This window comes from Streptomyces sp. NPDC002324, from assembly GCF_053593335.1.
In genome coordinates this window covers 1-12,395 of sequence record NZ_JBSFCF010000014.1, presented here as the reverse complement: position 1 = coordinate 12,395, position 12,395 = coordinate 1, and the positions used below count along the sequence as shown (strand labels likewise).

Here is a 12,395-nt window from a genome sequence, read left to right as displayed (position 1 = left end):
TACGCCGGGGGACTGACAGGGCCGTAGGGCTTTTAGCGGGAGAGCCCGGTGGCGGCCCGGCCTGCGGCCCTTCAGCGCCAGATCGGCGACCCCGCCCCTCCCGGGCCGACCGCCTCGATCTTCGTACGGATCTCTCTCATCACCTCCACGATCCGGCGCTCGTGTTCCGGAGTCAGGCGGGCCACCGGGACCGAGCAGCTGACGGCGTCCTCGGCGGGGGTGCCGGTGCGCAGGGCGAAGCCGAAGCCGATGATGCCGAGGACGCCCTCCTCACGGTCGACGGCGTAACCGCGGGCGCGGACACCGGCGAGGTCGGCGGCGAGGGCCTCGCGGGTGGTGCGGGTGTTCGGGGTGAGCGCCTCGTAGGGGCCCTCGGGGAGGTCGCTGTCGGGGCGTTCGGCGAGGAGGGCCTTGCCGAGGGCGCCGGCGTGGGCGGGGAGGCGGCGGCCGACGCGGCTGATCGTGCGCAGGTACTCGTGGGACTCGCGGGTGGCCAGGTAGGCGACGTCCGTGCCGTCGAGACGGGCGAGGTGGATGGTCTCGCCGAGGGCCTCGGAGGCCTCGTCGAGAAAGGGCCGCACGGCGCGTACCCGCGGGTCGGAGTCCAGGTAGCCGGTGCCGGTGAGCAGGGCGCGGATGCCGATGCCGTAGAGGGAGCCGGTGGTGTCGGTGCGGACCCAGCCCCGGCCGATGAGGGTCTGCAGCAGGGCGTACATCGAGCTGCGCGGGACGCGGAGTTCGTCCGCCAGCTCCTGGAGGCGTGCGGGCCGGTCGCCGCGTGCTGCCAGCAGTTCCAGCAGGTCGACCGTACGCGCCGCCGACTTCACCTCGCGGACGCCTCCGGCGCCGTCTGTCTCCGACATGCGGCGATCGTAGGCGGGGCGGCGGCTGCCCTCTTCGACGCCTGTCCTTGACGCCTGTCCTTGACGCCCATTGTTCGCCTACCTAATCTTCATCTTCGTATGTAGATATTCGAGGGAGTCCGACGCCGTCCCCGCCGCCCCGACCGTAGGAGCCGCCCCGTGACCGTGTCCCGCGACCTGACCGTCACCGAGGTCCGGCTGACCCCGGTCCTGGTCGCCGACCCGCCGCTGCTGAACACGCAGGGCGTGCACCAGCCGTACACCCCCCGGCTCATCGTGGAGGTCGTCACCGCCGACGGGACCACGGGCGTCGGTGAGACGTACGGCGACACCAAGTACCTGGAGCTGGCCCGGCCGTTCGCCAGGAAGCTGGTGGGCCGCCCGGTCGGCGATCTGAACGGGCTGTCCGCCCTCGCCGACGAGGTGGCGGTCGACGGGGCACGGGTCTGCGGGCAGGTCGACGTGGGCGGGCTGCGCGGCGTCCAGACCGCCGACAAGCTGCGGCTGTCGGTCGTGTCGGGGTTCGAGGTCGCCTGCCTCGACGCGCTCGGCAAGGCACTGGGGCTGCCCGTGCACGCGCTGCTCGGCGGGAAGGTGCGCGACCGCGTGGAGTACAGCGCGTACCTCTTCTACAAGTGGGCGGAGCATCCCGAGGGGGTCGCCTGCGAGAAGGACGACTGGGGAGCGGCCGTGGACCCGGCCGGGGTCGTGGAGCAGGCCCGGAGGTTCAAGGACCGGTACGGGTTCACGTCGTTCAAGCTGAAGGGGGGTGTGTTCCCGCCGGAGGAGGAGGTCGCCGCGGTGCGTGCGCTGGCCGAGGCGTTCCCGGGGCATCCGCTGCGGCTGGACCCGAACGGGGCCTGGTCCGTCAGGACGTCGCTGAAGGTCGCGGACGAGCTGGCGGACGTACTCGAGTACCTGGAGGACCCGGCGCTCGGGACGCCCGCGATGGCCGAGGTCGCGGCGCGGACGGAGGTGCCCCTGGCGACCAACATGTGCGTGACCACCTTCGCGGAGATCGAGGAGGCGTTCACGACGGGCGCCGTGCAGGTCGTCCTGTCCGACCACCACTACTGGGGCGGGCTGCGCAACACCCGCGAACTGGCCGCCGTCTGCCGTACGTTCGGCGTCGCCGTGTCCATGCACTCCAACACCCATCTGGGCATCAGCCTGGCCGCGATGACGCACGTGGCGTCCACGGTTCCCGACCTCCACCATGCCTGTGACTCCCACTATCCGTGGCAGTCGGAGGACGTCCTCACCTCGCGTCTCACGTTCGAGGACGGGGCGGTGCGGGTGTCGGTTGCGCCGGGACTCGGGGTCGAACTCGACCGGGACAAGCTGGAGTTCCTGCATCGGCGGTGGCTGGACGACGACGGGGCGCTGCGGGACCGGGACGACGCGGCGGCGATGCGGGTGGCCGAGCCGAACTGGGTCACCCCGACCGTGCCGCGCTGGTAGCGCCGGGCCCCCGCAGGGACCGAGCCGGAAGGCGGGCGGCGGGGTCGCAGGGGCGGCGGCCCTTGCACAGCGACCCCCGACCCGCACCGCATGCCAAGGCACACTCCCCGCGTCACACACCCCCGAGCGGAGCGCTTGGTGCAGACTGGCCAGAACCGCACCACCGCCAGGGAGCACATCGTGACCGCGTTCAAGGGAGAACGTCCGCACCGACCCCGGGTCGACCCGCTGAGGGACCTGAGAACGGCCGGTGACCCGCCCTGGGACGTCTATCTGACCGGCACCGTCTTCCTCGACATCATCTTCACCGGCCTCGACTCCGCCCCGGTGCGCGGGACCGAGTCCTGGGCACGCGGGATGGGGTCGAGCCCCGGCGGTGTGGCGAACATGGCCACGGCCCTGGCCCGGCTGGGCCTGAAGACCTCCCTCGCGGCGGCCTTCGGCGACGACCACTACGGCGAGTACTGCTGGGACGCCCTGGAGCAGGGCGAGGGCATCGACCTCTCCGCCTCCCGCACGGTCCTCGGCTGGCACTCCCCGGTCACGGTCTCCATGGCGTACGAGGGCGAACGCACGATGGTCTCCCACGGCCACGCGGCGCCCCCGGAGCAGTCCGAGCCGGAGTGCCCGCCCCGCGCGCGCGCCGCCGTCGCCTCCCTCACGCCCGGCGTACGCGCCCCCTGGATCGGGCGCGCCGCGAGCGAGGGCACCCTGATCTTCGCGGATGTCGGCTGGGACGAGACCGGCGCCTGGGACCTGGCGGGGCTCGCCGATCTCGCGCACTGCGAGGCGTTCCTGCCCAACGCGCAGGAGGCGATGCGGTACACCGGCGCCGACTGCCCCCGGGCCGCCGCCCGCGCCCTCACCGACCACGTCCCGGTGGCCGTGGTGACCCTCGGCGCGGAGGGCGCGTACGCCGTGGACGGCCGGACCGGCGAGACGGCGGAGGTGCCCGCCATCGCCGTGGAGGCCCTGGACCCCACGGGCGCGGGTGACGTGTTCGTCGCCGGCTTCGTCACCGGCACCCTCGCCGACTGGCCCCTCGCGGACCGGCTGGCCTTCGCGGGTCTGACCGCCGCGCTGTCGGTCCAGGAGTTCGGGGGGTCGCTGTCCGCCCCCGGCTGGTCGGAGCTGGCCGCGTGGTGGCACCGGGTGCGGTCACTGGAGGACCAGGACCCCGAGGCACTGCGCCGGTACGCCTTCCTGGCGGACCTCCTGCCGAAGGACCACGTCAGCCCCTGGCCGCTGCGCCGGGCCGTCCCCACGATCGGCTTCCGCCGTTCGGCCTGACGGCGTCGCCCCTCACCCGAACTCGTAGGCGTCCACCTCCGCGAGATACCGGGCCCGCCGCTCCTCGTCGTGCTCCAGGAAGGACGCGGTGAAGGAGTTGCGGGCCAGTTCGCGCAGCCGCTCCTCGCCGAGGCCCAGCGTGCGCCCCACGGCGTCGAAGTTGTCGCCGGCGTAGCCGCCGAAGTAGGCCGGGTCGTCGGAGTTGACCGTGCAGAGCAGGCCCGCGTCGAGCATGGCGGGCAGCGGGTGGTCGGCGAGCGTGTCGACGGTCCGCAGCCGGACGTTCGACAACGGGCACAGCGTCAGCGGGATCCGGTCCCGTACCAGCCGCTCGACGAGGGCCGGGTCCTCCATGCACCGCAGCCCGTGGTCGACGCGTTCGACACCGAGGACGTCCAGGGCCTCGGTGATGTACTCCGGCGGCCCCTCCTCCCCCGCGTGCGCGACCCGCCGCAGCCCCAGCGCGGCGGCCGCCTCGTACACCGCACGGAACTTGACCGGCGGATGCCCGACCTCGGCGGAGTCCAGCCCGATCCCGACGATCCGGTCGAGGTACGGCTCGGCGGCCTCCAGGGTGTCCAGGGCCGACTCGGCGGACTCGTCGCGCAGGAAGCACATGATCAGCTGGGTGGAGATACCGTGCGTCTCCTCGCTTCTGCCCAGCGCCCGCCACAGCCCCTCGACGACCGTCCCCATCCCGACACCGCGCGCGAGGTGGGCCTGCGGATCGAAGAAGATCTCCGCGTGCCGTACGCCCTGGGCGGCGGCGCGGGCCAGATAGGCGTCGGCGAGGTCGGCGAAGTCCCGCTCGGTGCGCAGGACGGCCATCAGCTCGTAGTACAGGTTCAGGAAGGACTGCAGATCCTCGAACTCGTACGCCTTGCGGAGCGCGTCCGTGTCCGCGTACGGCAGTGCCACCCCGTTCCGGGCGGCCAGCGCGAACGCCAGCTCCGGCTCCAGGGTGCCTTCGATGTGCAGGTGCAGTTCAGCTTTGGGGAGGGACATCAAAGCATCGTACGGCCGCTCTATCGCCGTTTCGGAAGCGCCACCCGCATCAGGTCGTGCGCCACGGTCAGCTCGCCCTCGAACCCGGCGGCCCGCGCCTGCCGTTCGAACTCGGCGGGCTCGGAGTACCGCTGGCTGAAGTGCGTGAGCACGAGATGCCGTACGCCGCAGTCGCGGGCCACCGAGGCTGCCTGACCAGCCGTCAGATGACCGTGGTCGACCGCGAGTTGGACGTCCTCGTCGAGGAACGTGGACTCGATGACGAGCATGTCGGCCGCGTCGGCGAGGGCGTAGACCCCGTCGCACAGCCGGGTGTCCATGACGAACGCGAACCGCTGGCCGCGCCGCGGCTCGCTCACGTCGTCCAGCGTGATGTCACCGACCGCGCCCTCCCGCTGGATCCGTCCGATGTCCGGCCCCTTGATGCCGCGCTCGGCGAGCCGCTCGGGCAGCATCCGGCGCCCGTCCGGCTCCACGAGTCGGTAACCGTACGACTCGACGGGGTGCGAGAGCCTGCGCGCGTCGAGGGTGTACGACGGTGTGGCGGCCAGTGTCCCGCCCTCGCCGTCGACCGGCGCCTCGATCAGCCGGACCGTCTCCCGGTAGGCGGTGGCGTACCGCAGGCGGTCGAAGAACCGCTGCCCGGAGCGCGGGTAGTGCGCGGTGACGTCGTGCGGGACCCGGTCGAGGTTGATCCGCTGGACGACACCGGCCAGCCCCAGCGAGTGGTCGCCGTGGAAGTGGGTGACGCATATGCGGTTCAGGTCGTGCGCGGCGACCCCGGCGCGCAGCATCTGCCGCTGGGTGCCCTCGCCGGGGTCGAACAGCAGTCCCTCCGCGTCCCAGCGCAGCAGATAGCCGTTGTGGTTGCGGTGCCGGGTCGGGACCTGGCTGGCCGTGCCGAGGACGACCAGTTCACGTACGGACACGGTGCGCTACCCGGGGGGCCACTGCAGGCCGCGGCCGCCGACGACGTGGGCGTGCGCGTGGAACACGGTCTGGCCGGCGCCGGTGCCGGTGTTGAAGACGATGCGGTAGCTCTCCAGCTTGTCCTCGTCGGCGACGGCCTTCGTCTCGCGCAGGACGTCGGCGGCGAGGTCCGGGGCGGCGGTGGCGAGGGTCGCGGCGTCGGCGTAGTGCGCCTTCGGGATGACCAGGACGTGGGTCGGTGCCTGTGGGTTGATGTCCCTGAACGCGACCGTCGTGTCGGTCTCCCGCACGATCGTCGCCGGTACGTTCCCCGCCACGATCCTGCAGAACAGACAGTCGTCCTGCGGCTCCCCAGCCATGCGTCGCCTCCCAGCCACGGGTGAATCCCCTACCGGGGCATGCTATCTCCAGGGCGCGTCGTCGGGTGCGGGTCCGGCCCCTACGACGGCAGCGGTGGTGCCACCTTCGCCGGTGTCGACTCCAGCCCCTCCAGCGCGATCCGGATCGCCTCGTCGAGCTGGGGGTCGCGTCCGGCCGCGTGGTCCTGGGGCGCCTGCACGACCTCCACGTCCGGGTCGACGCCGTGGTTCTCGACCCCCCACCCGTACCCCTCCAACCAGAAGGCGTACTTCGGCTGGGTCACGAGCGTCCCGTCCACCAGCCGGTAGCGGCTGTCGATCCCGACGACGCCACCCCACGTCCGCGTTCCCACGACCGGCCCGATCCCGAGCGCCTTGATCGCCGCGTTGACGATGTCCCCGTCGGACCCGGAGAACTCGTTGGCGACGGCGACGACGGGCCCCCGGGGCGCGTCGTCGGGGTAGCTGGTCGCGCGCATGCCGCGCGGCAGGTCCCAGCCGACGATCCGGCGGGCCAGTTTCTCCACCACGAGCTGGGAGGTGTGCCCGCCCCGGTTCTCCCGGACGTCCACGACGAGTCCCTCCCGGGCGACCTCCACACGCAGGTCGCGGTGGAGCTGCGCCCAGCCGGAGCCGACCATGTCGGGTACGTGCAGATATCCGAGCCGGCCGCCGGATTTCTCGTGGACGTAGGCCCGCCGGTCCGCCACCCAGGCGTGGTATCGGAGCGGCTCCTCGTCGGAGATGGGCACCACCACGGGATGCCGCAGATCCCCGCCGCCGGACGGCAGGACGGTCAGCTCGACCGCCTTGCCCGCCGTGCCGACGAGCAGCGGTCCGGGCCCGGCCACCGGGTCGACCGGCTGCCCGCCCACGGCGACGATCGCGTCCCCGGCCCGCACGGCCACACCCGGCGCGGCGAGCGGCGAGTGCGCGTCGGGGTCGGAGGTCTCGGAGGGCAGCACCCGGTCGATGCGCCACAGGGCCGATCCCTGCGGGCCGTCCTCGTGCCGGGAGACGTCCGCCCCGAGCAGCCCCTGCCGCCGGTCGCCGGAGGCGCCCCGGCCGCGCGGGGTGACGTAGGCGTGCGAGGTGCCCAGCTCGCCGTGCACCTCCCACAGCAGGTCCACGAGGTCGTCGTGGGTGGCCACGCGCTCCAGGACCGGGCGGTACCGGTCCAGGACGGCGTCCCAGTCCACCCCGCCGAGGTCCGGGCGCCAGAAGTTGTCCCGCATCAGGCGGCCGGTCTCGTCGAACATCTGGCGCCATTCGGCGGCCGGGTCGACGGTCCGCCGTACGCGCGAGAGGTCGACGGTGATGTTGGTGTCGCTCTCGTCGTCGTTCGAGGCGCGCCGGTCGCTGGGGACGACCTTGAGCTTGCCGTCGGTCCACAGCAGGACCCGTTTGCCGTCGCCGCTGACGGCGACGTGGTCGGCGTCGGAGGCGAGGTACTCCAGGCGCCGCTGGGCGAGGTCGTAGCGCTCCAGGGACGTCTTCGGGTCGGGGTCGTCGGGGGTGGCCCGGGAGTGGCCGAGGACGCCGGTGACCGGGTGGCGCAGCCACAGGACGCCGTCCTTGGCGGCGCGGAGGGTCGAGTAGCGGCCGGCCTCGACCGGGAAGGGGACGATCCGGTCGGCGAGCCCGTCGAGGTCGATCCGGGTCGCCGGGGCGCCCTCGCTGTCCGGGGTCTCGTCCTTGTCGGGCGCCTCGAAGGGGCGGCCGTGCCGCTGCGGCCCGAAGGGCGACGGGGTGGTCGCGGCGAGCGTGATGAGGTGCGGCCGGGCCCCGCTGACGAAGTGGAGGTCGAAGACGTGTTCGTCGTAGACGGGGTCGAAGGCGCGGGCGGAGAGGAAGGCGAGGTGCTTGCCGTCGAGGGTGAACGTCGGTGAGAAGTCCTGGAAGCGCAGCGGGGTCGCCTCGGTGACGGACAGGTCGGCGGTGTTGGCGAGCTTGAGCTGACGCAGCGGGCGCGGGCCGGGGTGCGACCAGGCGAGCCAGGCGGAGTCGGGCGAGAAGACGAGCCCGGTCACCTCGCCGTCCTCGCTGCGGTCGACCTCGCGGACCTCTCCGGTCTCCCGTTCGACGAGCAGGACCCGGCCGTCGTGCGCGGCGACGGCGACCCGGCTGCCGTCGGGCGCGACCGCGAGCCCGAGGACCCGGCCCAGCTGCCCCGCGGCGAGCCGGCGCGGGGTGGCGCCCGGGGCGAGACCGGTCGCCGGGGCGAACTCCAGCCCGTCGTCGCCCTCCGCGTCCGTCACCCACACCACCCACTCCTCGCCCTCCACCCGGAAGGTGCGCGGCAGCCGGGCCCGTACGCCGTCCTCGGCGACGAGCGCGCGGGCGGGGCCGGAGCGGTGGGTGACCCAGTGGATCGAACCGCGTACGGAGACGGCGCTGCCCCGGGCCGTGTGGTCGGGCGAGGCGGAGCCGAACCAGCGGGAGGCGTTCACCGGGAACGGCTGGAGGTCGACGCGCTGTCCGCCCAGCCGGATGTCGAGCCTGCGCGGCTCGGCCCCGTCCAGGTCGTCCAGGAGCCACAGTTCACCGGCGGACGCGTACACGACCCGGGTGCCGTCGGTGGCCGCGTGCCGGGCGTAGAAATCGTCGAGGGGGGTGTGGCGGCGCAGGTCCGAGCCGTCCGCGAGGGAGGAGTACAGCGCCCCGACGCCCTCGTGGTCGGAGAGGAACGCGATCCGGTCACCCACCCACAGCGGGTACTCGATGTTCCCGTCCAAGTCGGCGTGCAGCCGCGCGAATTCGCCGGCGCCCTCGCCGTCCTCACCCGCGCGGTCGATCCACAGCTTGCCCGCCGTGCCGCCCCGGTACCGCTTCCACCAGGCGGCCTCGCGGCCCATCGGCGCGGACAGCAGCACGGTCGCGGGGCCGTGGGCGACATCACCGACCGGCCCGTACGGGAGGGTGGTGGCCGGGCCGCCGTCGAGCGGGACGGCGCGTGCCCAGCTGCGCCGGAGGCTGGCCTGGCCCTGGGTGCTGAGCGCGAGGACCCGGCCGTCGGGCGTCCAGCCGCGCACCTGGGTGCGCCAACTTCCCCAGTACGTCAGGCGCTTGGCCGAACCGCCGTCGACGGGCGCGACATGCACCTCGGGCGCGCCGTCCCGCGTGGAGGTCCACGCGACGGTGGTGCCGTCCGGGGAGATCCGGGGATGGTTCACGGGCACGTTGTCCCCGCTGACCCGCCAGGCACGGCCGCCGTCCAGAGGCGCGACCCACACGTCGTCCTCGGCGGTGAAGGCGACCAGGTCGCCGTGCAGGTGCGGATACCGGAAATACGCGAGCTGAGTCACCCAGGTACTTTATGCAGCGTTCGGTCTGATGGGGAGGGGTTTGGATCATGTCCCTCGCGCGGAACCATGTCCCTCGCGCGGGGCCTCACTTGCCCTCGGGCACGCACGCCGGGTCCTTCTGGCACCAGATGGTCTGGGTGACGGTGACCGTCACGGTCGGTCCCGGCCGGTCGGGATCCCGCGGCCCGTTGCTCGGGGCGGGTGCGTCGCAGTTGCCGAGCCCCTCGACGTGGAACCACTCCTTGCCGCCGACCTTCGCGGTCAGGTCGCCGCGTACGCACCTGCCGTTGACCTCCTTCGTCACCTTCCCGGTGAGAGTGATGTCCCGGCCTTCCTTGTCCTCGCCCGTGCAGTCGACGTTCGCGACGGTGGCGACGGACGCGGACGGCGACCCGGACTTCTTTCCCGCGTCGCCGTCGTACGAGGCCGTGCACGTGAGCCACCGGACGTCGAGGCCCTCCCGCTCCAGCTCCTCGGTGGCCAGCTGGTCCGTCGTGAACGCGACCGCGCCGGTGTTGAGCCCGCCGCCCTCGCAGGCCACCAGGCTCATGACAGCGCCGAGTCCGAGCCCGGCTCCCAGCAGGAGCCGGCGCCCGCCGGTCCGGTGCGACCTGACACGCCTCCATACCCGCATGCACGGCAGCCTGCCACCGCCCGCCGCGTCACGGAAGACCGCGTGCGGCCATGCCGCCGGGAAGGGTGAACCGGGGTTGCGCGGGCGCGCGGCCGCCTCAGCCGCGCATCAGCAGCCATTCCTGCAGCTCCACCAAGTTCCCCTCGGGGTCCTTGAGATGGGCCACGCGCATCCGGTCGGTCATGGGCGCGGGCCCGTGCAGGAGGCGTGCGCCGCGTTCGGTGATCTGCTCGCAGTACGCGTCGAGGTCGTCGACCCGCAGGACGACCAGCGACCGGTGCCCGTTCGCCGCGTCGGCCAGCTCCCCGAGGACCTCCGCCATCATCGCCCGGTCCTGCAGGGCGATACCCGCGGACCCGATCGCCGGACTGAACTTCTCGTACGGCCCCTCGGCTGCCCCGGACTGCGGCTTCAGCCCGAGGACATCGGCGTAGAAGCGATAGCACGCGGCGAAGTCGGAGACGAGCAGCCTTACTTGGGCGAGTTCCACGATGCTCCCAGGGGTTGTGGGGACGGGGCCCGGACCGGGGCGGTCAGGACCAGCGTCCGGTTCTGCCCAGCAGCAGCGCCCCGGCCGCCGTCCCGGCGGTCGACGTGCGCAGCACACTGGGCCCGAGTCGGTACGCCCCCGCGCCCGCCTCGCCGAAGAGCGCCAGCTCCTCCGGCGACACGCCCCCCTCGGGCCCCACGACGAGCACGATCTCCCCGGCCGTCGGCAGCTCGGCCGTGGCCAGTGTCTCGTCGCCGCTCTCGTGCAGGACGGCGGCGAAGTCGGCGTTCGCCAGCAGTGCCGCGACCTGCTTGCTCGTGGCCGCGTCCGCGACCTCGGGGAACCGCGTCCGGCGGGACTGCTTGCCCGCCTCCCGCGCGGTGGCCCGCCACTTGGCGAGCGCCTTCAGCCCCCGCTCGCCCCGCCACTGGGTGATGCAGCGGGAGGCGGCCCAGGGCACGATCGCGTCGATGCCGACCTCGGTCATGGTCTCCACGGCCACCTCGCCCCGGTCACCCTTGGGCAGCGCCTGGACGACGGTGAGACGGGGCTGCGCCGGAAGCTCCTCGACCAGGCCCCCCGTGTCCATGACGACCAGCCGGTCCTTGCCCTCGGCGGCCTTCACCACGCCGTTCAGCCACCGGCCCCGCCCGTCGGTGAGGACGACGTCCTCACCGGGCTGCAGCCGCTTCACCGAGACGGCGTGCCGCCCTTCGGGTCCGTCGACCACGATCTCCGGTCCCAGGCCGTCGAACCCGTCCACCACGAACACCGGCGCGGTCATCGGCCCTCGCTCCCGCCGCGGGCCCCGCCCGTCCCGCCGACCCGCGCGGCGGCCTGCTCGGCCTGCGCGGCGGCGATCTCGGCGGCCAGTACCCCGACCAGTTCCCCGGCCGGCAGGTTCCGGGCCATCCGGTGCCCCTGCCCGGCCCACAGCGCCATGCCCTGCGCGTCGCCGGCCTTGGCGGCGGCCTTGCGCAGCGGCGAGGTGAGGTGGTGGACCTCCGGGTAGGCGACGGGCGCGTACGGGCCGTGCTCGCGCAGGAAGCGGTTGAGCAGGCCGCGGGCCGGGCGGCCGGAGAAGGCGCGGGTCAGCTCGGTGCGGACGAAGAGGGGGTCGGTCAGGGCCAGCTTGTGCACGGTGTGCGCGCCGGACTCGGGGGTGGCGAGGAAGGCCGTGCCGAGCTGGGCCGCGCTCACGCCCGCCGTGAGGAGGGCGGCGATCTGACCGCCGCGCATGATGCCGCCGGCCGCGACGATCGGCAGGGCCACGGCCTCGCGGACCTGCGCGACCAGGGCAAGCAGACCGATGCCGGCGCAGTCCCGCTCGGGGTCGTCCCGGTGCGTGCCCTGATGGCCGCCGGCCTCGACGCCCTGCACGATCACGGCGTGGGCCCCGGACCGCTCCACGGCCTGGGCCTCCTCCGCCGAGGTCGCGGTGACGAGGGTGAGCGTGCCCTTGCGGGCGAGGGACTCGACGACCTCCGGGGTCGGACAGCCGAAGTGGAACGACACCACCGGGACGGGGTTGTCGAGCAGTACGGCCAGCTTGGCCTCGTAGCCGTCGTCGCGTCCGCTGTCCGGGTCGCCCAGCTCGGCGTCGTACCAGGTGGCCTCACCGGCCAGCTGCTCCGCGTAGACGTCGACGGCGGCCGGCTCGGCATACTCCGGCTGCGGCATGAACAGGTTCACGCCGAAGGGGCGGGAGGTGAGGGCCCGGAGCGCCTTGATCTCCTGGTACATCCCGTCGGCCGTCTTGTACCCGGCGGCGAGGAACCCCAGCCCACCCGCCTCGGACACGGCGGCGGCCAGTCGCGGCACGGACACGCCGCCCGCCATGGGGGCCTGCACGATCGGCAGCGGGACGAGATCGGTCAGCGCGGAGGACATGACGGCATGGTGCCACTGTCCTCCGGACATCGCCGAATCGGGGGCGGACGGTTGTTCGTCGGGTGCGGGTGGGCTTCCGATCTCTGGCAACCAGGCGCCCCCAGTTCACCCGCAAGACGGCGGTACGGACCCCGTCCCCAGGAGGTCAAGAGTTGAGTCACAAACGAG

11 protein-coding genes are annotated in these 12,395 nt (G+C 73.2%); 2 read left to right on the top strand and 9 right to left on the bottom strand.

From position 1 onward, the window contains the following. Positions 1-71 precede the first annotated feature (71 nt). Positions 72-863 (bottom strand): IclR family transcriptional regulator, encoded by a 792-nt coding sequence (locus ACWCRJ_RS19770; protein ID WP_450940464.1) that lies wholly within the window; start codon positions 861-863, stop codon positions 72-74. A gap of 165 nt (positions 864-1,028) precedes the next feature. On the opposite strand from ACWCRJ_RS19770, the gene ACWCRJ_RS19765 reads away from it, so the two are divergent. Together ACWCRJ_RS19765 and ACWCRJ_RS19760 are read left to right on the top strand one after the other, a co-directional pair. Next, the gene (locus ACWCRJ_RS19765; protein WP_450940590.1) at positions 1,029-2,324 is read left to right on the top strand and encodes a glucarate dehydratase family protein; all 1,296 of its coding nucleotides are present in this window, start codon (positions 1,029-1,031) and stop codon (positions 2,322-2,324) included. A 180-nt stretch (positions 2,325-2,504) separates the two neighbouring features. Continuing rightward, the gene (locus ACWCRJ_RS19760; protein ID WP_450940589.1) at positions 2,505-3,614 is read left to right on the top strand and encodes a carbohydrate kinase family protein; all 1,110 of its coding nucleotides are present in this window, start codon (positions 2,505-2,507) and stop codon (positions 3,612-3,614) included. Between the two features lie 12 nt (positions 3,615-3,626). On the opposite strand, the gene ACWCRJ_RS19755 is transcribed toward ACWCRJ_RS19760, so the two are convergent. From ACWCRJ_RS19755 to ACWCRJ_RS19720, 8 genes are all read right to left on the bottom strand, one after another. Continuing rightward, positions 3,627-4,619 (bottom strand): adenosine deaminase, encoded by a 993-nt coding sequence (locus ACWCRJ_RS19755; protein ID WP_450940463.1) that lies wholly within the window; start codon positions 4,617-4,619, stop codon positions 3,627-3,629. A gap of 20 nt (positions 4,620-4,639) precedes the next feature. Beyond that, positions 4,640-5,548, bottom strand: a complete 909-nt coding sequence (locus ACWCRJ_RS19750; RefSeq protein WP_450940462.1) for a ribonuclease Z — start codon at positions 5,546-5,548, stop codon at positions 4,640-4,642. A 6-nt stretch (positions 5,549-5,554) separates the two neighbouring features. After that, entirely contained in the window at positions 5,555-5,908 is a 354-nt protein-coding gene (locus ACWCRJ_RS19745) for a histidine triad nucleotide-binding protein (RefSeq protein ID WP_450940461.1), read from the bottom strand. A gap of 80 nt (positions 5,909-5,988) precedes the next feature. Then, positions 5,989-9,213: a S41 family peptidase gene (locus ACWCRJ_RS19740; RefSeq protein WP_450940460.1), complete on the bottom strand. Its 3,225-nt coding sequence runs from the start codon at positions 9,211-9,213 to the stop codon at positions 5,989-5,991. Between the two features lie 85 nt (positions 9,214-9,298). Then, complete coding sequence (locus ACWCRJ_RS19735) at positions 9,299-9,763, bottom strand: hypothetical protein (protein WP_450940588.1); 465 nt, start codon at positions 9,761-9,763, stop codon at positions 9,299-9,301. 181 nt (positions 9,764-9,944) lie between these two features. Beyond that, positions 9,945-10,337 (bottom strand): VOC family protein, encoded by a 393-nt coding sequence (locus tag ACWCRJ_RS19730; protein WP_046914262.1) that lies wholly within the window; start codon positions 10,335-10,337, stop codon positions 9,945-9,947. A gap of 43 nt (positions 10,338-10,380) precedes the next feature. Continuing rightward, positions 10,381-11,121: a 16S rRNA (uracil(1498)-N(3))-methyltransferase gene (locus tag ACWCRJ_RS19725; protein WP_450940459.1), complete on the bottom strand. Its 741-nt coding sequence runs from the start codon at positions 11,119-11,121 to the stop codon at positions 10,381-10,383. After that, entirely contained in the window at positions 11,118-12,227 is a 1,110-nt protein-coding gene (locus tag ACWCRJ_RS19720; RefSeq protein WP_450940458.1) for a nitronate monooxygenase, read from the bottom strand. The genes ACWCRJ_RS19725 and ACWCRJ_RS19720 overlap by 4 nt, the downstream gene beginning before the upstream one ends. Positions 12,228-12,395: the final 168 nt, after the last annotated feature.

Coding starts and splice junctions, on each gene's coding strand:
- ACWCRJ_RS19770 (WP_450940464.1), bottom strand. CDS start 863: ATGTCGGAGACAGACGGCGCCGGAGGCGTCCGCGAGGTGAAGTCGGCG.
- ACWCRJ_RS19755 (WP_450940463.1), bottom strand. CDS start 4,619: ATGTCCCTCCCCAAAGCTGAACTGCACCTGCACATCGAAGGCACCCTG.
- ACWCRJ_RS19745 (WP_450940461.1), bottom strand. CDS start 5,908: ATGGCTGGGGAGCCGCAGGACGACTGTCTGTTCTGCAGGATCGTGGCG.
- ACWCRJ_RS19735 (WP_450940588.1), bottom strand. CDS start 9,763: ATGAGCCTGGTGGCCTGCGAGGGCGGCGGGCTCAACACCGGCGCGGTC.
- ACWCRJ_RS19725 (WP_450940459.1), bottom strand. CDS start 11,121: ATGACCGCGCCGGTGTTCGTGGTGGACGGGTTCGACGGCCTGGGACCG.
- ACWCRJ_RS19720 (WP_450940458.1), bottom strand. CDS start 12,227: ATGTCCTCCGCGCTGACCGATCTCGTCCCGCTGCCGATCGTGCAGGCC.